This window comes from Pseudoduganella sp. GW821-FHT12E03, from assembly GCF_058807115.1.
The window spans coordinates 458,870-479,932 of record NZ_JBXAQJ010000001.1 but is presented as its reverse complement, the minus strand read 5'-3'; the positions used below and the strand labels follow the sequence as shown (position 1 = coordinate 479,932).

The 21,063-nt window shown below is 57.0% G+C and carries 14 protein-coding genes; all 14 read right to left on the bottom strand.

What is annotated here, in order from left to right; translation table 11 throughout:
• Nucleotides 1-78: 78 nt before the first annotated feature.
• Nucleotides 79-444 (bottom strand): hypothetical protein, encoded by a 366-nt coding sequence (locus AC1RRC_RS01860; RefSeq protein WP_493053543.1) that lies wholly within the window; start codon nucleotides 442-444, stop codon nucleotides 79-81.
• A gap of 51 nt (nucleotides 445-495) precedes the next feature.
• Entirely contained in the window at nucleotides 496-993 is a 498-nt protein-coding gene (locus AC1RRC_RS01855) for a hypothetical protein (protein WP_493053542.1), read from the bottom strand.
• Between the two features lie 7 nt (nucleotides 994-1,000).
• Complete coding sequence (locus AC1RRC_RS01850; RefSeq protein ID WP_493053541.1) at nucleotides 1,001-1,759, bottom strand: hypothetical protein; 759 nt, start codon at nucleotides 1,757-1,759, stop codon at nucleotides 1,001-1,003.
• Nucleotides 1,740-3,386, bottom strand: a complete 1,647-nt coding sequence (locus AC1RRC_RS01845) for a GspE/PulE family protein (RefSeq protein ID WP_493053540.1) — start codon at nucleotides 3,384-3,386, stop codon at nucleotides 1,740-1,742. The genes AC1RRC_RS01850 and AC1RRC_RS01845 overlap by 20 nt, the downstream gene beginning before the upstream one ends.
• 5 nt (nucleotides 3,387-3,391) lie before the next feature.
• The gene (locus AC1RRC_RS01840; protein ID WP_493053539.1) at nucleotides 3,392-4,573 is read right to left on the bottom strand and encodes a type II secretion system F family protein; all 1,182 of its coding nucleotides are present in this window, start codon (nucleotides 4,571-4,573) and stop codon (nucleotides 3,392-3,394) included.
• 18 nt (nucleotides 4,574-4,591) lie between these two features.
• Nucleotides 4,592-5,005, bottom strand: a complete 414-nt coding sequence (gene gspG, locus AC1RRC_RS01835) for a type II secretion system major pseudopilin GspG (RefSeq protein WP_493053538.1) — start codon at nucleotides 5,003-5,005, stop codon at nucleotides 4,592-4,594.
• A 10-nt stretch (nucleotides 5,006-5,015) separates the two neighbouring features.
• Entirely contained in the window at nucleotides 5,016-5,477 is a 462-nt protein-coding gene (locus AC1RRC_RS01830) for a type II secretion system protein (RefSeq protein ID WP_493053537.1), read from the bottom strand.
• 3 nt (nucleotides 5,478-5,480) lie between these two features.
• Nucleotides 5,481-5,858, bottom strand: a complete 378-nt coding sequence (locus AC1RRC_RS01825) for a type IV pilin protein (protein ID WP_493053536.1) — start codon at nucleotides 5,856-5,858, stop codon at nucleotides 5,481-5,483.
• The gene (locus AC1RRC_RS01820) at nucleotides 5,858-6,349 is read right to left on the bottom strand and encodes a prepilin-type N-terminal cleavage/methylation domain-containing protein (protein WP_493053535.1); all 492 of its coding nucleotides are present in this window, start codon (nucleotides 6,347-6,349) and stop codon (nucleotides 5,858-5,860) included. Before AC1RRC_RS01820 ends, AC1RRC_RS01825 begins: the two co-directional genes overlap by 1 nt.
• The gene (locus tag AC1RRC_RS01815; RefSeq protein ID WP_493053534.1) at nucleotides 6,346-8,700 is read right to left on the bottom strand and encodes a secretin GspD/PilQ domain-containing protein; all 2,355 of its coding nucleotides are present in this window, start codon (nucleotides 8,698-8,700) and stop codon (nucleotides 6,346-6,348) included. Before AC1RRC_RS01815 ends, AC1RRC_RS01820 begins: the two co-directional genes overlap by 4 nt.
• Nucleotides 8,701-8,703: 3 nt before the next feature.
• Entirely contained in the window at nucleotides 8,704-9,219 is a 516-nt protein-coding gene (locus tag AC1RRC_RS01810; protein ID WP_493053533.1) for a hypothetical protein, read from the bottom strand.
• Nucleotides 9,212-9,658, bottom strand: coding sequence for a hypothetical protein (locus AC1RRC_RS01805; protein ID WP_493053532.1), 447 nt, complete (start codon nucleotides 9,656-9,658; stop codon nucleotides 9,212-9,214). The genes AC1RRC_RS01810 and AC1RRC_RS01805 overlap by 8 nt, the downstream gene beginning before the upstream one ends.
• 1,321 nt (nucleotides 9,659-10,979) lie before the next feature.
• Nucleotides 10,980-11,435: an immunity 26/phosphotriesterase HocA family protein gene (locus AC1RRC_RS01800; RefSeq protein WP_493053531.1), complete on the bottom strand. Its 456-nt coding sequence runs from the start codon at nucleotides 11,433-11,435 to the stop codon at nucleotides 10,980-10,982.
• Nucleotides 11,432-20,992 (bottom strand): SpvB/TcaC N-terminal domain-containing protein, encoded by a 9,561-nt coding sequence (locus AC1RRC_RS01795; protein ID WP_493053530.1) that lies wholly within the window; start codon nucleotides 20,990-20,992, stop codon nucleotides 11,432-11,434. The genes AC1RRC_RS01800 and AC1RRC_RS01795 overlap by 4 nt, the downstream gene beginning before the upstream one ends.
• Nucleotides 20,993-21,063 lie beyond the last annotated feature (71 nt).

Sequence of the window (21,063 nt, the reverse complement as noted above, 5' to 3'; positions counted from 1 at the left end):
AGACAGGGCGCACGCCAAAGACAAAACCAATGGAATACTACTCGTCGAAGCCCATCTAGAATATAAGGAATTTCCTCTTCAATATTCCATGCGTTCAAGAAGCCACAGGATACAATGCCCACCTTCTTTCCTGGACGTATCAACCCTTACCCGAACCTTCTTACCTGCCATCTGTGAAGCGAGCAATATGGCTAACTGGCGCTTACCAGTATCATCATTTCTTAGAGCCAGACTGACCATTCCGTCATTGGTAGGACATTCGTTTCCAGCATCTGTCCCAATAAAACCGGCTATTGTCGCAGACGTGAATCCACTACTTCCTTTATCTTCCACATAGATACCAGCAACAATGCCCACTTTCATATACGTAGCAGCATCACTTTTGGCACAAAACACCAACGACAATGCCATTGATACAGAAAACAGCGTTTTCTTGAATTTCATCTTTAATTTCTCCTTTTAGATACTTCGTAATTTCGACCAACTTCCCGCCACCTAAATACCAGCTTTGATCTCAAATGCCATAGTGACCAGGCGTCCACGCTGCATGCTTTTCTGCCGCGTCAAATGCACGTCCTGCAGCACCTTTTGCGCATTAAGCCGCTCAATAAACTCCACCACAGCAACCCCATCCTTGCCTTCCCCGCGCAAGACGACCCGGCGCCCCGCCTTATCCGGCTGAAATGCCAGCAATTCAATGTCCGGGTTGCCCGCCCGCTCCACGGCCGCAAACAGCGGCGCCCAGTTAAAACCACGTTCCGCCTTCAATGCCCCCCACCGCTTTAAATCCTCGGTCTGCGTCTTGGTCAATGTGGGCGCCGGCTTCGGCTTGTTTGCCTGGCGCAAGGCCTTCTCCTGTCCACCAAAGGCGACGACCTTTCCGCGCTCAGCCTGCCCAAGCGCCACCAGCCACGCCGCCCCCGCCAGCATGATCAACGCCAGCAACATCGACTGCATGCCATGGCGCGGCAAGGGTTTTAAGTAATTCATCATTCGCCGCTCACTTCCATGCGTGCAATGGCAGCCGCGTCACAGCCGCCTCCGGCAAACACGCCGTCGCAACGGACGCCAGCGATACGTTACTGTCGGCTTCCGCATGCCATTCGCTGATCTGCTGGATGGGCCCATGCGCAATCGCCAGCCGTTTCAGCAGGCGCGTGGCCGCCTGCTCGGCCTGGCCGGCAACCGGCTGCACATCGAGGTCAAGCAACCGTGCGCCTTGCCCCACCATGGCCGTCAGGCGCTCCGGCTCGCGCAGCAACACGATGCTTTTGCACGCGGCGCCGGAGCGCTGCCGCCAGTACGCCGCCGCCGACACCGGCAGCACGGACGCCAGCCTCAGTTCCCGTGCCGCCAGCATTTCCAGCAACCGGGCCATCCACAGCCCAGGCATCGCAAAGGCAATGCCCGCCGAGCGGAAATGCCGGAACCCCGTTTGTACCATCCAGCCATCGTCCAGCGGCACACCGCGCTGCTCAAAACCCGCCCGCGCATAGGCACGCAACTCATCCGGCGACGTCAGCAAGTCCTGCCACGCCAGCGGCATCACAAAAGCCACGCTGTCCGACACCAGCAACTGCACACGAGTCCCCTTGCGCAACGGTTTTTCCAGCGCCCCCAGCATGGTGACGAACGCCTCCAGCAATTGGTCCGCACCGGCGAAATCGCCAACGTGCGTAACCACCGCCGCGCCGCGCTGCAACCAGCAATGGCCCGGGAACAGCCCAACCGTAATACGCTCAGGCCACAAAAGTGACACGGTTCACCTCCTGCAAAGTCGTGTGGCCTGCCTTCACCAGGTCCAGCGCCACATCGCGCAGGAAGCGGATACCTTCGCGCCGCGCCTGCTCCTTCAAGGCGCGGATCGATGCCCGGGCAATGATCATTTCGCGGATTTCATCGGTCAGCCGCAGCACTTCGGCAATCGCACGCCGCCCTTTAAAGCCTGTGTTGCGGCATTGCGCGCAACCGCGTCCGGCATGGAAGCGGTAGTTCTCCGGATCGTGGATGCCGGACTCCTCCAGCAATTCCTTGTCCAGTTCCACCGGCTCGTTGCAATGCTGGCAGTTCTGGCGCAGCAGGCGCTGTGCCACCACCCCCGTCAGCGACGACACGAAGTTATAAGGATCGACACCCATGTGCATGAAACGGCCGATCACGTCGAACGTGTTATTGGCGTGCACCGAGGTAAACACCATGTGGCCCGTCAATGCCGACTGCACGGCGATCTGCGCGGTTTCCGGGTCGCGGATTTCGCCCACCAGGATTTTGTCCGGATCGTGACGCAGGATCGAACGCAACCCGACCGCGAAGGTCAGTCCCTTTTTTTCGTTGACGGGGATCTGCAGCACGCCCGGCAACTGGTACTCCACCGGGTCTTCAATCGTGATGAATTTGTCTTCACCGCGGTTAATTTCCGTCAGCGCCGCATACAAGGTCGTGGTCTTGCCGCTGCCGGTTGGACCTGTCACCAGCATCATGCCGTAGGGTTCCGCCGCCAGGCGGCGCAACAGGCGGATGGTCTGGCCATCGAACCCCAGCGAATCAAGCGTCAGCCGTTGCACGCTGTCGATCAGGGCTTTCTTGTCCAGCACCCGCAGCACCGCGTCTTCCCCATGGATGCTCGGCATGATCGAGACCCGGATATCGATGTCGCGCCCCTTGCTGGCGACACGGAAGCGGCCATCCTGCGGTACGCGCTTTTCCCCGATGTCCAGCTCCGCCAACACTTTTATACGCGCAATCGCTTGCTCCGCCAGGGTCGGATTGTTGACCGTAGCGATATGGTTTAACACGCCGTCGATACGGAATTTGATGACAAGACCCTGCGGCAAGGTCTCCAGGTGGATGTCGCTGGCCTCCATCCGCAGCGCATCGAACACGGTGGAATTGATCAGACGGACTGCCGGACTGGCTTCGCCCTGGATCGCGGTCAAGGTGAGATCGGCGCTGGCGTCGCGCTCGATCTCGCTGACTTCCTCGATGCCGACCGCATCGGCCACCGCGCTGAACGTCGATTCGAACGATTCGAGCCGCTCGCGGATCACCGTCGGGTCGCCTAGGCAGATTTCTGCCAGCGGCAAAGCCGCCAGCCAGCTGCCTGCCGCCGCATCAAACGGCAAGCCAATCACGGCGAGCAAGCCGCCATCCTCAACCGCCGTCACGATCACCAGCCGTTCCAGCATGTCCTTGTAGCCTGCACGGTCGAATGCCGGAACCATACGGCTGATCCGGTCGGCATCGACTGCGCTGTAGCCCAATGCTCCAGCGGCCTGGATCAGCGCATCGGCGAGCGGCACATCCAGCTTGCCGGCCAACAGGTCCAGCCAGCGCAGCGGCGGTTGTGCGGCTTGCCGCACCTCATCGAGTATCGGTAGTGTCAGCATAGGATTTATACGATATTCGCCAGGTCAAAAATAGGGCTGTACAACATCAGCACGATCGCCCCGACAATCAGGCCGATCCCCAGCATCAGCACAGGCTCGATCAACCGGCCCGCCGTGTCGATCCAGATCGCGGTTTCCTGGTCATAGAAATCAGCAATACGTTCCATCATTTCATCGAGGTTGCCGGACGACTCTCCCGCCACCAGCAAGCGTTCCGCGACTTCGGTGCTGAGGTGCGATTCCGTCATGGCGCGCGACATGGCTTTGCCTTCACTGACATTTTTCAGCGCCAGCGCCAGGTCGCCCCGCATGGAGGCAGGCAGCGACGCCTGCGTCATGCGCATGGCTGCCAGCACGCTGACGCCGCTGCGCAGCAGCATGCCCAAGGTGCGGTACAGGCGCGCCAGTTGCAGTATCCATACCCGCTCACCGAGCCACGGTGTGGCCATCAGCTTGCGGTAAGCCAGCGCGCGCAACCCGGGGTGCAGCACCATCGCCACCACGGCGGCGCAGACCGTCGCCATGATCGACCATGCCAGCAATGTGTTTTCGCGCACGAAACCACCCCACGCCTGCACAAAGCCGCCATGCCCCTGCCCCGCGCCGCCGTCATCATAAATTTCACTGAAGCGCGGCAGCACATACAGCATCAGGAAGCCAATCACCAGAAAGCCCACGCCCAGCAACACTGCGGGATAGGTTGCCGCCGCCGTCAGCTTGCCGCGGATGTCATCGACCTGCTTCTGGTAGCGCATATAGCGCTCCACTGCCTCGCGTACCGAGCCGGTGGTTTCACTGGCTTGCACCATCGCCACATACAGCGACGGGAACACGGACGGCAGGCCGGCCATGGCCTCGGACAGTTGATTACCTTGCTGCAGGCTTTGCAACAACGCGTTATACACGGCCCGGTGCTGCTCGCGGCGGTCGTTCTTGCCGAGGATTTCAATCGCATCGACCACGGTCTGCCCGGCTTCCAGCAATGACGACAGTTGCTGGTTAAATACCGTCAAGTTGAACGATGTGCGGCTGCCGCCACCGGACAAGCCGCTACGGCCCGCGCGCAAGTCCAGCACGCGCACGCCGGACGACGCCAGCACGCGACGCGCCTCGTCCTCGCTGGCGGCGCTGACTTCCACTTGCTGCACGCCCTGCGCGGCGCTCAGTACCTTGGCCTTGAACTGCATGAGATGACGGAGTTCTGATTAATAGTTGAAAATGTCGGCGTTTTCACCTTCGCCGCCCTGCTTGCCATCGCCGCCCAGCGACACCAGTTCAAAATCGCGGCCATCGGTGCCCGGCATCTTGTACTGGTACGCAAAGCCCCACGGGTCGGGAGGAATACCTTTCTTGACATAGGCGCCATGCCACATCGGTTCATTGGCCGGCTGCACGTGCAGCGCCACCAGGCCGGGCGACGCCGGCGGATAGTGGCCGGTATCGATGCGGTACTGGTCCAGCGCCTTGTCGAATGCCTCGATCTGCGCCCGGGCAATTTGCGCTTTCGATTTCCCGATCTGGCCGAAATACTTCGGCGCGACGAACGCCGCCAGCAGGCCGATGATGACGATCACCACCAGCAATTCGAGCAGCGTAAAACCTCGTTGCTTGCGTTGCATCTGCCTATCCTTATCGAGGCTTGTAAATAAATTTCCAGTCGCGGTAGCTGGCCGCGTTGGTGAATCCCGCCATCTCGTCCGGGAACCCGGCGCGTTTCACGGGGCGCTGCGCCGAGAATGAATACACGCCGATGATCTGCTTCTGTTCGTCGTCGAGGTAAACCAAGCCCCAGTCCTTGCTGCCGGTGACGGGATCGCGAAAGCGCTTGCGCAAATGCTTTCGGATCTTCGTTCCGCGCCGGTCTTCCAGCAACGCCTCCAGGCTTTCCGGATAAATCCTGCCGGTGCCGGGAGCATTGTCGTAATACCCCTTGATCGCGTTCCGGTAGGCGATGCCGGTCGCCAGCAATTCCGCCTCCTTGGAGCGCCGTTCCTCGGTCAGCGTATTGCGCAGCGCCCGCACGGACAGCAGCGACAGCACCGCCACCAAGAACATCACCACCACATAGCTGTACCCCTGCTGCCTGCGCATAGGTCACCAGTCCGCCAGCCGCGTGTTGTCCTTGCCGGTGCCGGGCGCGCCACTGCGCACACCCGCGACGGCGCCCAGCGCCGCATCTTCCGGTGGCACCGCCACCCAGCTGCGGTTGCTGCTGGTGAACGGGTCCTTCGGAATCGCGCGCAGGTATTTTTCCTTGACCAGGTCTTCCAGCTCGGCCGGATAGGCATTGCGGTCCGCATAAAACTTGTCGATCGCATCGCGCATCAGGTACAAATCCTCGCGCAGCACGTCTTCCCTGGTGCGGTCGATATTGCTGAAGTAGCGCGGCGCGGCAATCGCGACGATCAGCCCGACAATGGCCAGCGCCACCAGCAATTCAATCAGCGTGAAACCTTTTATATGGCGCCGCATCACCACTCCTTGTACGGCACGCCGTTCAATCCCGTCCGGTCCGATTTGGAATAGACGTCAAACACGTCTTCACCCGCTTGCGGACTGTCGCTGGACGAGGCATAACTACGCACACCCCAGGTATTGGCGGCGGCGGTCTTGTTATCCCCATAAAACGGATCGCGTGGAATGCGGCGCAGGAAAATCATCTTCGGTTTCTTCGGGTCTTTGGCATCATCAATGCCACCAATGAGATCGAGCAGCGCTGGCGGATACCCGCTCTTTCCGTCGTCGATCTTGATGCGTCCGTCCACCGTGGCTTGCTTGTAGGCATCGAGCGCGTTGCGGATGTCGCGCAGGGCGACGCGCAGCGCCTGCTCCTTCTGGCGTTTCAACGCCGTTTCCATGAAGGGAACCGCCACCGATGCCAGCAGCCCGATGATGGCCGACGCGGCCAGCAATTCGATCAGGCTGAAACCAGCACTGCGCCCCTTGTTCAGTACACGCGTCATGGCGTCACCGTGACCTGATGCGAATACGGCAAGCCGGGACGGGAAACGGCACGTTGCGCGCCGATTGGCGTCATTCCGATCACGCTGACCTGCGCCGCCGGGGAAACACTCTTCGCCCGCAGCTGCACCGTCAACAGCTTGCCCGGTCCTTTCACGCCGGCGGCATCGGTGCCGCTGGCGCCCAGCGAGGCGCGGCCACCCGCATTGTCGATGGTGTGGCTGAACGTCCCTTTTCCCTCGGGACCAAAATAGGCGCCATCGCCAATGGAAACAATTTCAAATTCGGCGGGATTGAACGCCAGTTGCAGGGAGGCGGCGCGCAGGGCGTCCGGGCTGTCCATTGTCAGCTGCAACGTAAACACTTCGCCTGCCTTGACCGACGAGGGACCCAGCCATTGCAGCTTGGGCGCATCCGGCGGCGATGCAGGCGGCTGCTGCGACTGCGGCTGTGTTGCCGGCGGCACGCCAGGCGCAACCGGTGCGGCGCCTGCCCCCGGCGTGGGCGTGGGCGCCGCCGCGCCGGTTGCCGCATCAAAATTACGCAGGCGCAGCGGCTTGCTGCTCAGCGTGGCTTCCGTGCCGGACCAGAACGTCTCCGCTGAAGCATCCTTGCGCTGGATATTGCGGATCAGGTGCGGCGTGATCGACAGTACGATTTCCGTTTTTTGGCGGTTATCGTTCTGGCTCCCGAACAAACGCCCCACCAATGGCAGATCGCCCACCAGTGGCAACTTGCTAGCCGATGAACGGTCTTCATCGCTGATCAGTCCCGCCAGGATTTGCGTTTCACCATCTTTCAAGCGCAACACGCTGGTGAAGTTACGAGTACCGATCTGGTACGCCTGCGAACCATTGCTGGTCTTGATCGACGACACCAGGGAACTCACTTCCAGGCTCAGCTTGAGGCCGATCTCGTCGCGCAAGTGAATATCCGGTTCCACGTCGAGTTTCAGACCAACGTCCAGGTACTGGATGTTTTCCGTGACAAAGGTACCTGCCGTGGTCGTCGTTACCACCGGCACCTTGTCGCCAATCAGGATCTTCGCCTTTTCGCGGTCGCGGACACGGATGCGCGGGTTGGCCAGCAGATTGGCGTCGCCGTCCGATTTGGTGAGATTGAGCGTCGCGGTCGGCACGGTGATGCCGATCCCGGCCGACGTCAGCGCCTTCAAGTCGCTCAGCTTCATGGTGGAGGCTCCCGTGCTGCCGCTGGCGCCGGTGCCGGTGCTGGTCGTGCTACCGGACAATGGCGACACGGTGAACTGGCTGGTCCATTGCACGCCCAGGTTCAGCAAGCGCGTCCGGTTAATTTCCAGCACTTCCACTTCCAGCATGACTTCCGGCTCTTCCAGGTCATGCAGCGCCAGCAGCTTGGTGGCCAGCGCGATGGTTTCCGGGTTTTCGCGCAGGATCAGCATGTTGTACTTGTCGTCCACGAAGACATCCTTGACCTTCAGGATGGCTTTCAGCATTTCCGCCGCCTTCTTGGCCTCCACGTTCGACATATAGAACGCCTTGACCAGCAAATCCTGGTATTCCTTGTTCTTGGCCGGCGTATTTGGGTAAATCAGCACGCTGCTGGGATTGAGGACTTTCTTTTCCAGCTGGGCCGTCGACAGGATGACGTCGATCGCGTCATCGAGCGTGGTGTTTTTCAGGAACAGCGTGGTGCGCTGCTCCGATTTCACGTCGCGGTCGAAAATGAAATTGATGCCGGTGGTGCGCGACAGCGCATCAAACACGAACTTCAAACTGGCTTCGCGGAATTCCAGGTTGATTGGCTTGCGGTACATGGCGCCCAAACTGGGCGCGGCCGTTGCTTCCTGCGCCTGCAGGGTCTCGATATCGCGCCTGACCGCGCGCGCTTCCGCGTGGCCGGGCGCCGACTTCAACGCGCGCGCCACCAGTTCCGAGGCGGCTGGTATATCGCCGCGCTTGAACGCTTCCCGTGCTTTCGCCGCGTCCGCGTTGGCACGCGTGGCCTCCGCCAGTGTTTCCAGCCCGGCCAGCGCCCTGGCATTGGTTGCGTCAAATTGCAGGATGGTGCGGTACGCCTTCTCCGCCTCGGCATCTTTGCCTTCGGCATGGGCCGTCGCGGCGTTGGCCAGCAATTTGTCCGTGAGGGTTTCACGCGTGCGCAGCCAGTCGCGCCGGTATTCGACATCCTTCGGCGCCAATTCAGCCGCCTTGGCCAGTTCGCGCACCGCATCCGCATACTCGCGTTTATCCAGGGCCACCATGCCACGGCGGTGATGCAACGCGGAGTTACAGCCTGCCAGCATCAGCGCCACTGCTGCCACAGTCATCGCAGTCAAAGGCCGCAAGCGGAAGGTCGTTGGTTGAGTACGCATGGTTTAGTTGCTTTGCAGGGCTAAGGCTTGCCGCTGTTTGGTCGGTAAATGTTCGAATTCAATCTGGGCCACACTGATGCCGGTCACCTTATAGGTGTTGTCCAGCACTTCGCCCATGCGCGCCACGAGCGCCTGATCACCACGGCCCAGATAGACCACCTGGTCGTCGCCATCATTGAGGCGCCCCATGAACTGGTACGGCAACGGAGGCGGCCCTTCCGGCACCGTCACCGCCACCACCGGCGGCGCTGCCGTCACCACTTTGACCGGCTCCGGCGGTGGTGGTGGCTGTGTCCAAATCCGGGGCGCGAACGGGTCGCTGCCATCGGACTCCGCCTCCCGCTCGTCGGCAAGTTGAGCTGCGGGCGCCACGCTGACCAGCGGTTGCCGCGCCGACGCCGACGGCACAGTGGCCTGGACGATTTCAGGCCCCTCGCCGTCCGTACCGAACGATGCATAGACCGTGGCCGCCAGCCCCACAATCAATAACGCTTTGCGCAAGGCAGCGACCTTATCCACGCAGGCTCCTGCGGTAAAACGCGGAAAATGCCAGATCGCAAGTCAGCGGCACCGTGGAGACGTCCTGCCTTGCGCAACTGATGGAGTCGAGCGACACATTGAGCATGTCCGTCGTAAAACGGTCGCTGAAGGCACGGATGGCGCGGTAATTACTGGCCACGCGCAGGGTGATGCGGTAACGCAAATACGGTTCGCTGCTGCCCTCATCCAGGGAATAACCCACTTCGTCGAGCGCTAATTGCGTTTCCGCGGCAGTGGCATTGAGCGACTGGACCAGCGCGACGTTATCGAATACCGGCAAATCCATTTCCGGCGTGTTTTCCGGCTTGCTTTCCTCTGCCTTGGCCTTCATACCATTGGCGGCCGTTTGCAGCCGCTGCAAATCAGCCTGTGCCTGCTGCGCCTCGTGCCGCTGCTCCACATACACCAGCGCGGACACGGCCAATGCAGTGCTAGACGCAGCAAGCGTCAGCACAACAAAAGGCTGGGCACGGTAAAGCCGCGCCGCATGGAAACGGAGATAAGCGAAAAACACGGGAATCCTGGGCCAAGGATGGACAGCGAGGGAGAGACGCTTCCGCATGCTGAATAGCCCATCGCGCGTTGCCGGATGGCGGGCGCGTCAGCTCCGCCAACAATGGTAGAGTCACAACTAATGTGGAATTATATCAACCTTTTTGTAGGAATATTCTCACAAATTGTCACATTGGAGAATGACTTCTATACGGATTCGCGCACACATGGGTCCAGCTGGCCATGCCGCACTGCACGAATGCCGCATCGATTCGCCACTGCCCCTCCATGCCGCCAGCCGCTCTTCCCACGATGTCTGCTTCTCTTGTCCTGCCATACGGTCTCCGATCAAATGATCGAAGTATCCGGTCTTCTGCTATGAAATCACAGGTGGCGCGGCTGCACGCTTACGGCTTTTCAACACGCCGTGGCGAACCGGGCTTCAAAGGAGCACCCCTTGGGCACGATATGAATTCAAACCCGTCCGGGTTTTGTATTCCTATCTCTCGTGCCTGTTTCTCGGCTTGCTTTTCACCTGGGCGGTTGCATTGGCCTGCACGCCGGTTGCATCGGGTTGCATCGCACCTTGCACCGCATACAGACTCGGGGTTGGGTTGTTCTTCCCTCCGACTGCTGGCGCAGCGCGGCGGCAAACGAGGCACAAGCGCGCCCCGTAACCCTGACTGGGGGTTGCCGTTACGTTCCACCTGACTACCGGCAACGCACGGCGGTAAGCGCAGGCGCGGGCTCCGGAGCGCCTGACTGGTTTGTACCTTCCTCTGACTACCGGCGCAGCGCGGCCGCACGCACCGCAGGCGCGCGCGCCGTCACCCCTTCAATCCGTGCGCCATTAAGGCGCACCAACTGGCTTGGCAGCCGCGCAGGGGCGCCAGACATAACGTGTTGACGCCGACCGAAAATTGCCCATGAGCACGATGACTCCCTTCCCCGCTGGGTGTATGTTGTTCACACACGGGGCACCTACCTGTTGATTCAGGATTTACTGGCAAGACGGAGATTTTTAAGCACAAAAAAACAAACAGAAGCGGTCAGGCTTGGAGACTGTTTGGTTTCGTCCTTCATCGTTCCCGCCGGCTCGCGCCCTGAACACTAGCCTGACCTGGCAATGTTCAGAACACGAGTAGTGCGGTTGGCACTAGGCGGGTTCGTAGAAGAGTGCAAATCGCTTTGCATCTCGTGAACTATTTTATGGATGTCGCAGCCGATTGCAAAAGATTTTCCCCGATCTAGGGAGCAAGAGATGTCACCCACTTATTAGGAACGCCTGCAAAGTGGTCACGCAGGCGATCCTCAACGTGGTTAGCACTCCAGACGGCCGCTTTCTCCAAACCAATGCATTCCTCTCGCTCGGCCGGAACATCTTCGCCCCCCCTATAAAGGCTGTACTCTTTAGTCATGGCGTCAACCTTAAAAAAGGTCTGCTCTGCTTCCAGATTCTCATCAAGAGGGATGTTTCCAATCGATGGCCACCGCCCAGAAGTAACGGCGTTGTTCATGACCCAAATCCTAAACAAGATAGGTGCCGCGACTATTTCCTCCAAGGGCGGCTCAGTCGCGCTTCTCATTTCATAAAATGCCATGAGCGGTTCGGTCAGCACACGGCCGAACGCGCTCGTACCATCGCCTAGGTCTATCTTCACAATGTCGCCGACCTTTCGGCGGTACTGCGAGCGCTTCGTCATCTCTTGTCAAACTCCTTCTTTGCTGCTTCGATATATTTATCTCGCTTCGGATTTTTCGGCGAGATACCGTTAATGTCATTGCCAGACGTCCCGCCCTGCGACTTCGAACCACCATTCTTATCAATCAACTGTTGCTCACGTCCTCTAATCGCATTCGGGTCTTTCGAAGACTTATCGAGTTGGGCTGGGCCAAAGCCATCGTCGTACTTGTGATGGCCAGCGTCTCGACGCGCAACGTTTTTCTCTGGTGTTCCCTTACCACTTGTTCGGCCAGTATATACCTCGCCAGTCTCAGGGTTTTCCTTCGTATAAGTCTCGTACGTCTTCTCTTGCTTGCCAGGATTTTTTGCCCGCTCGGATGCTGTCGCTGCACCTTTTGACTCAGCTGCCGCACCTTCGCTCGCAGCCTTTTCCGAATTCCTAGCTGCTACCTGTTCTGCCTGCTTTCCAGCTTTTGCTGTTGCATGCGCAGCTTGCTCGCCTCCCTCTTTCGCCAATGCCGTAGCGGCTTCATGCTTGATTTCGGCCTTGATGATGGCCTTGATGCCATTTTTGACGATTGCGCCTAAGCCAAGCGTCACGCCATCGCCAATTGCAAGAGCGCCATGTAGGGCAGCTGTCTTAAAATTCCCATCCGAGACTGAGGCTTTGAAATCTTGGACGCTGCCATAGACAGGCACCCAGTCCGACCATTCGTAGCCGGTAGGGTCCGTCAGGTTAGTCGGATTATTTAGGACATACGAGTAGCGGTTGTAGTTCTGGCCGTTATAGTAGTCCTGGATGTACGGGTCAGCCGACAGGAACTTGGCAACCAATGGGTCGTAGATTCGCCCATTCATGTGCACGAGGTCCAACTGATCCAGCATCTCATGGCCCGTATAGCCCTTGTTATCGATTGGCGTTTCATCCCCAGGGATCAAGCGGCGCTTACCCCAGGCATCATACGCTAGACGATCCTCAAGAACGCCAGCTGAATTGGTCAGCGCCACCGGACTGCCCAGCCGGTCTTTATGAGACCACAGCAATACGGTCGGCTTCACGACCGTGTCTTCGGTCGTATCAATCTCCACCCCCAAACCATGCGGCCAATAAGTCTTGACAACCAGCTTGGTGCCCTGGGTTTCCACTTCCTGTGCCCCAGCATAGTGAATGACCATGCCGTCGCTGCGGTCCTGCCGCACGCGCTGCAACTCTGTGCCATAGCGGAACGTACTGCTTGAGCTTCCCTTCGTAATCGTCAGCGGCATGTCAAAGCTCGCCCAGGTAACCGTCTTGTCACCTGCACTCAGCATGTTGCCGTTGTCGTCGTAGCGGAAGCTGATCCCTCCAGTAATGCTTTGCACTGCATGCGGGCGCACGGCGCCTGGCCCCTGCGCTGGATACACATACTCGCCTGTCCCCACCCCAGTTTTCAAGCGCATGCTGCCGTCTGCAAAGTAGGTGTACGTTTGCTTGCTTTGTCCGTGCAACGTACTGGTTTCCAAGCGATTCAAGTTGTCATACGTGAAGTCCTCGGTGTGCAGGATATTGTCCCAATCCTGCTTACGCTGGGTGACATTACCCAGCACATCGTACTGGTAAGACTGATCGACACGCTTGCCTTCCTCCACTGTCTTAGCTTGGTCACGCTCGACACGGCCGGAATAAGGGTTGATCGTCACCACATGCCTCAGGCCATTCCCCAACGCTGCTTCCAGCATGCGGTTGGATGCATCCTGTTTGACTACCTTCCACAAAGACTTGCCATTCCGCTCCACCGTCGCCAAATAGCCTCGTTCGTTGTAGCGCAGGTCAAATGCCTTGGTCGCGCCGGAACCGCGCTTGTAACTCTGAGTGATAACACGGCCCCAGGCGTCATAGCCGTTCTCACTGGTATAGACCGCGTCAGTCAACACCTGCGAGGTCTTCGATGGGCGACCAACGCTGTCGTACTCGTGCTTGCGCTGGTAGTCACGCGCATTGTTCCGCAACGTGTACGTTTCGGCCAGTTGACCTTTGCCTTTCAGCGCCGTATCGAACACCCATACTGCATTCATATCCTTCTCGTAGCGGTTGGTCATCCTGTCAACGAGGTCATACGTGAACTTGGTTTCCTCCCCCTTGTCGCGCTGCAGCTTGCTCGATTGAAACACAATGCGACCCAGCGGATCCGGTTTGTATTCGATCCGTCCCAGATCAGGATCAACCAAGGCAAGTTTGCGGCCCAGCGTGTCATACTCAACGATGATTTCATTAGTACGTGGATCAATCGTCTTGCTCAGGCCGCCAAACGGTTCATAGGCAAACTGTGTCAGCCCACCGTTCGCATCTTTTATTGCCTGCACTTGCCCCAATACGTTACGGGTCTCATAGCGCTTGTGGCCAAGTGCATTGGTCTGAATCACCTCAAAGCCTTGATATTTAGTCAGACTGGATTTGAGCGTGCGATCCTCATTGCGAACCGAATGAATCTCAATGCGGTTCAGGATGTCATAGCTGGTTTCCGTCGCACTTTCCAGCGTCCCAACTGGATTGAGCTTACTGTCGTAGAACGCGGGGTGATAGGTGGCATTGACGCGTCCCAAGTCATCATGACGCGTATCGGCATACGTCGCACTGCCGTCAAAGCCGTAGCTCTGGGTGCGTACCGCGTGTCCAACTTCGTCACTAAAGACAAGCTGGGGCACAGCGGTTTGAGTACCGCCATGGCATGCCTTGGCAAGATCCGTACCGCTGTCACGGCATTGCATGGTGATCTGAACAATTGCGGCTTCGCCAATTTCAGCACAGGAAGCGCCAGCACATTTTTTCAGCAACACCAGCGTTTCATTGCCATCCGGCCGCGACTCCTTGCGCACCCGGCCAAAGCCATCGGTCACCCACTGCGTGACAAGGCCGTTAGCATCCGTCATCGACGCACGGGCGCCGGTGCCTGCGACATGGGCATAAGACTCGCTCAAGTCATTTGCGGCAAAGGCGTTGACCTGCCTTGTCGTGCCCTGTGGGAAACGGCCTTTGGCATCGTATGTAGTCTTCACGTAACGCGACTTGACAGTCCCGTTGTCGTACCAGCTCTGTCGCTTCTCCGTGACCAGTCCTAAAGTATTACCCGTACGCAGATGCTCAGTCACCACCTCCAGCTTCGTGTCACCCTCTTCCACAATTTCTTTATCCAGCAGGCCCGTCGCAGCGTTGTATTTAAAGCTGACCTTCCGTACTCCGTCCTTCGGTACCGGTGATGGATTCCCTGGCACCGACTTAGTAGTGGTCATTAGTTCCGGCAAGCCGATCAGCCATGCCGAAGTGTTGTTGATGAACTCCGTTCGTACCGAAGCCTTATAGGTGCCGTTGCCTGTGCTGGTCACTTCCTGCAGCGTCAGATTGCCATAGTCATCGTATGTATTAGTTGTAACGACCTTCCCTAGTTCGCTGCTATCCAGGTCACGCCGCTCGACAGTGCTTCCTCCCACATAAGGGAAGTAGCGCGGAGCAGATGGCGTATCAGGCTTGCTGGTCACCGAATTGTCCGTATGCGACAAAATCACGCTACCCGACTTCACCGTGATCTTGCGCACCATGCCAGTGGTCGGCCATTTCTGGCTGTAGCGCGTCGTGGTTTCAATTCCAGTTTGATCATCCGTTGACTTCACCGTGCCAAAGCCCAGCGAGCCGCGGCCCGCCACATCGATAGCGGCGTCAAAGTAACGGTAACTCGTTGTGCGCTCCGGTTTGTAGCCGTTGCCGACAGACAGCTTGCTGACGATCTTGCCGGTCTGCGGTGTCAGGTGCGTCGGGTAGGTATCGGCAGGAAGATCGGTGTCGCCGTCACGACCAATGACGCCGTTCACCAGTCCGTCCTTATACTCTACGGACGACCGGGAACCCAGACCATTTGTGACCTGATAGATACGATCCAGGGCCTGTCCGGGTTCAGCAACATCAGTCGGTACATACACATCCCACTGGCCCTTTTCAAGCCAGGTATCAGAAGTTGTTCCAGTGAAGTAGCCACTACGGTAGACAATTAGTTGCGGCCTACCCGTACCCAGAAGGTCTACAAAGAACGATTTATCGGCCACAGTCAGATACGGTAAGGTGGCACCGTCCCACTGAGCACAAGTCATATTATTGTCGCTAGTGCTTGTCCCATCCGTCGTATCGTCGCCTTTCAGGCGGCATACGCTAATTTTGCCGTTATTGTATGGAACCACGCCCGATCCTGTCGCCCCTTGTGTGATCCCCTCCACCAATATGGCTGGCGCGCCATCGCCAACAAAGTTGCCAACCGCACGTACCGCCGCAAACTGCGTGCCGCTGTATTTTTGACGGATGCGGCAATCAAGGCCACTACCGGTCGACAGGCAAACTGTCATGCTTGCCTTATTGTAGATGGAGGTGTTGGTTACCGGATCACGTCCATTTTCATAAAAGCCGAACGCTAAACTGCTATAACCGGAGCCATTGAAGTCCGCAGAATAACCTGCGCCGGCACTGGGCATTTCAAAACCGTAAGGAGTGCACGCCGAGGATTTGCACAGATCCTTGTACTCGGGGTAACCATAGCTATCAAACAACTTCACACCCGCACCGGCAGCATTCGGTGCGCGGAAATCGGTAACAACCACGAACGGCTGTGGATTAATCCAGGTATTGAGGGTCATTTCGCCCCCCCCAATATCTGCCGTCCTGCCGATGAAATGTGGCCGAGTAGCACGCACCTCATAGGGTTTGCCGGTGCCGCCAAGATCCACCATTTGTACAAAGCTGACGTAATCATGCGTCGGCGTACCGGGCATGCTGTCGTTCTGATATTCGTAGCCCAGCACATTCCGCGGTGCGGTCTTGTCAGGCGCACACGAATTCAAATAACAGAATGTTGCCTCGGTCGCGCTGTACATCTTGCTGTAGTGACCAGAGCGTCCGCTACCAAGGGCATCAATTGCAAAAGGCACCTCGCCTGTAGTATTACCTCCTACCGCAAGCATGCCCGAATCACAATTGAATACAATCGGCGTGCCTACAGCGGGCAAATTGCCGCTTCCAAGTGGCGACAGACAGATACGTGGACCGTCCTCGGACGAAACCAGCAAGTCAGGGGTACCGTCACCGTCAAAATCTGCCACTTCCATGACCACAAACTTCCTGCCTGTGCTCAGACGATAAGTGTGTTCGACAAATCCGCTGCCGTTATTGTGAAAGTACCGGTAATTATCGAACATCGTACCCGGCACGTTCGGATTACTCATTTCAGCCAATATTGCAGCGGTCGTCTTGTGGCCAAGTGAAGCAACAGACGCTTTACGCTTTTCAAGCACATCCACATAACCGTGGTTTTCAAAGTCATTGAATGCAAAGTAGTCCGCATGGTATGCAGAAACACCGGTACCAAGATAATCGCCATTGGTGGTCAGTATCGGTGCCTTAGGCCACTCCCCCCACCGTGTAAATCCCGGAACAACTCCAGCTTTCGGCTTGCCCCACGCGAACGTCGTCGGAGGCAAGCTCTCGATGACGCCCGACACGGGATGACGCGCGGAGGCGGCAACCTTGTTCAACAGGCTGCGACCACTGGTCGGGCTGTATTCATAACCAAGTACATAATCACGCACAAGTTGCGCATCGGCCGGCTCGCCAGACAAATCGTTACCAACGTAGGTTTTGACATGGCTCACCCGCAACCGCAAATCGTTACGAGTGCTGTCGATGTAACGAGTCCAGGCATCGGTGCGTCGTGCGTTACCGTTGCAGTTTATGTCGCAATCGTCATAAGTGAGTCGCACCAGTGCATGTGGCGCCAGGCCGTTACCGCCATAACGAATCGTCGTCAGCCAATGCTCACCTGTCGTATTGGACTGTGCGTAGTGATAGCTGATGTGGTTATTGCTGCGGTCAACGATACGATCGATCGCCCACGACTGCGCCTGGCTGCGCGCCGTCAGCGCACCGGTTTTGCGCGCCCCACTTTCAAAGCCTTCATAAGCCAGTACGCGCGCGTTGCGGCTCGTATCGCCATAGGTCGCGATACGACCGTCCTTGCTCTCAACCTTGAAAGTACGCGCATCGCCGGTGCTCTGCGCCGTAATACGGCTGAAGCTATCGATCTCCGTATGGAATACTGCTCCATTAGCCCAGTAAGCCGTATCGTCATTCGAACCACTGGCCAGTACGAGACGCTGTCCGTCCAGGCACAGGCGGTCAGCAGTGGTAAAGCCGATACGGTTGTTGACACCATCTTGTGCAATGGTTTTGCCACAGCGGTGAATGCTCGACAGACCACTCAGGCTCCAGCCCAGTCCCAGGATGCCGTTCTGCGCCGAACTGCTGTAGTTGAGCGACAGGTTCGGCTGCAGGCCCGCCGTACCCGGCGGTACCACGATTGGAATACTGTAGCTCGCCGCACCGGAAGCGGACACGCCAAGTTCACCCGGCAACGTGCCGGCATCCGGATCAGTCAAGTGAGGCGGCGCAATGCCGACGCTAGTCAACGTATTCGGAACCGTACCTCCTGCGCCAGTTCCACCAGTACTCCCTGTCCCGTCAGCCGGTGGCACGGTAGCGCTGGCATCATCCAGCAACAACCCAAAAATCACATCAAGCGTCGCCGCCAAAACCACCGGATCCGTCCCTGGCACCGTCGGCGTCCCAGGCGTGCCGCTACCAAGGTAGAACTCCCGCTCTTCACTCGTAATAGTGAAATCGCCCGAGCGTACCCGCGCATAGACGTGATAAGGCTCTGCGCGTGGAACAAGGCCCGAATGGTTTACGATATGCAGTCCATCGCTTCCAAGCTCGCCCGATACCCAGTTACCCTCAATATTGAACGACACTTCAGCAGGCGACGTGTGCCCTGTGACCCTGGCAGAAATAAATACAGGATTCGCCGTGTACGTCTTCTTGTTATCAGGCGTAACAATGCCAATGCGCAGCGTCCCCGGCACATTGCAGGTACGGTCATCGCACGCCAGAATGGTCGATACGGATCCCGCTCCCAATGCCTTCACGTAGAGAGCCCTGCCTGGATGCGTCTGGGTAGCGCTGGAGAGATCGAACGTAAATTGCTGCACATTCGCAGTAGTGCCGCACTGGTCCTGGATTGCGCGATTAGAGGAAGCCGCGACGATTGCGGTACTGGCGGTAACAGGCAACTGTTCGCCTCCCAGCGCTGGAGGGGCATTGACGAAAAGCTGGTAATTCTGTACCAGCGATGCATCACATAGCCAGCCAGTCAACTCCGGCACACCAGCTGCGTTCAACCGAACGCCAGCAACCTTGCCCTTCAGGATATTGCCTGAAACGTTTACTACAATCGGTGCGGAATCAGTCCACTTGGTATCGCTCTCGTACGCCCTCGCCACAATTTGGTAGCTGCCGCTGTAAAGCGTAATCAGCTCATTCAGGGCAAGCAGCTTCATCGAGCCCTGCACAACCGTTAATGGCGTCGCGCGATAGGTCGCTTCGTCCGGATATCGGACGAGGATTGCCAGCTTGCTTAACTGCCCGGTAGTTACTTCAGCTGAAGCATTGATCGGGATATTAGCGGCAGTTCCAGGCGCCACGCTCTGGTTGGTATTCGTCCCAACCAAGGTAACAGTCGCGGTATTCTGTACTGCACCAACTGGAACAATGTTAGAGGTGGCATCGCCAAACCACACACTTCCTTCAATCATCTGCCATTGGAACGCGTGATTCCCAGCGGTGGGCGGCGCCTTGATGTTGAATGTGAATGTATAAGATCCTTGCGGGGGAACAGCTTGGGACAAATGCACTCGCTGTTCCGTACTCCAGATGACATTTCCACCAACAGCACCAAGTGCAAACCCTTTATCGGTCGCTGCATCATAGGGTTTCCAGGTCGTCGTTCCTGTATTCGTTACAGTTACTTTGGCCGTATACAGCCCCCCTGCCACCATACCGGTTGGCAATTCTACAGAAACTTTTGCGTTATTATTAGCGACAGGAAGATACACGTTTCCGGAATTATCAAGCAGCTTAGACTGCATTCCGTCCGATGAAACGCCGTACAGATAGAGGCTTTTCCCTCCTTGCGACTTATGATAGTCAGAGAGATCAATTTTAAAGCTATAATGATTATTACTTGTACCACAAATATTATGAAGATCGGAGCCGTTCTCCGTGTTCGTTGCATAAATTTCCGGCCCTCGCTCGCCGGTGGTACTATCTCCTCCAAAATATACATATACCCGGTTCAAACGGGCATCCCCCCGGTTGCAGGTCCAGCCATTGACCGTAAGATTTGGATCGTAGGTAAGATTCTGGACATGGCCCTTCAACGCTGGTGTTAAAGGTTGCACCACCTGCGTGCCAGAGCCGGGAAACTCCCGCAGTGAGTCGTCAGAAGCAATGGCATAACCTCGCAACGTCTTGCCCGTATGCTGGGTGACGATGCCGGAAATATCCAATGCCCATCGGTGGCTTGCTCCAGAGGTGCCACATAGTGTGCCAACAATCCCGTCGTTGTCGATATTCGTTTCCGCATCGCCAATCTTGTCCCCTAAGTCATTACGAGTACCTGCATAGATTTGGATCTTAAGTTTGTCCTTACTTCCCACACGACAGGCCCAGCCATCGAGGAGGCCATCCTTCATCGCATCAAAATTCCCTTTGTATGATGACGTATCAGTGCCAGCGGCGACAGACAAATAGGCATACTTTATTACAGATCCGCTACTGCCAGCAGCGGCTACATAGCAGGAAATTAATCGGCCAGCCCATTCAGGAGGAACAATACCGCTAACTTTATCTCCCGAATTTGCGGTAAATTTCCCATCATCGCAATCTACCGAGAAGGAGTTTGTATTCTCCAATGTCCAACTGAAAGTGAACATCTTGCCAACGGTTGCATCAGGAGGGCTCATAACCGGGATGGCAATGGGCGGAGGACGCTTGACAACAGAGACTTCCTTCGAAATAGTTATTCTTCCACGCGACGCGGTATTGCTTGCGCTGAGTTCGCATTTGGCAGTGGCGTTAGCCCATTTTGTATCAATAATTGAAGTTTTAAAACCATTCAACGAGTACGAGAATTCCTCAAGCACCTTTGTGCCGTTAATCGTGCAAGTGAGCGAAACCAAGTTTGCATAAGTGGCTTTCCAGGCGATGGTAGTCTCTGCGCCCGCATAAATCTGCTCGGGAAAATTAATAAATTCAACTTCCGGGAGCGGTACAGTCTCAATTTCAATTACTCGATATTGGCTATCTATACCAGCACCATATGCCAAAAATGTGCAAGTAGCATTTTTACCGATCCAATCAACTGGCGCGACATCAGAAACTGTACCGGATGACGAATTTACCCCCTTGAAGTTGCTGCCTCCTGCTTTCGTGCAATTTTGGTAAAGAGACGACGTATCGGTTGCCTCCCAAGAAACTCCAATACTATCTCCAGCGGTGACTGCGACCTTATCAAAATTATTCAGGATAACCTGATCACGATTCTTCAGAATGACATTAGGGAACGCTACTGCATCCACAGAAAACCAAAGCAACAACAATGACGCGAATACCGAATTGGTAAAAAAAGAACGAAGCAGACTAAGTTTAGCGATATTTAAAAACATATATTTATTAAGTTAATCGCCCAGCAGAACGAGGGAAGAATAAGCAATTCTTTTCAAAAAACAAACTTTGA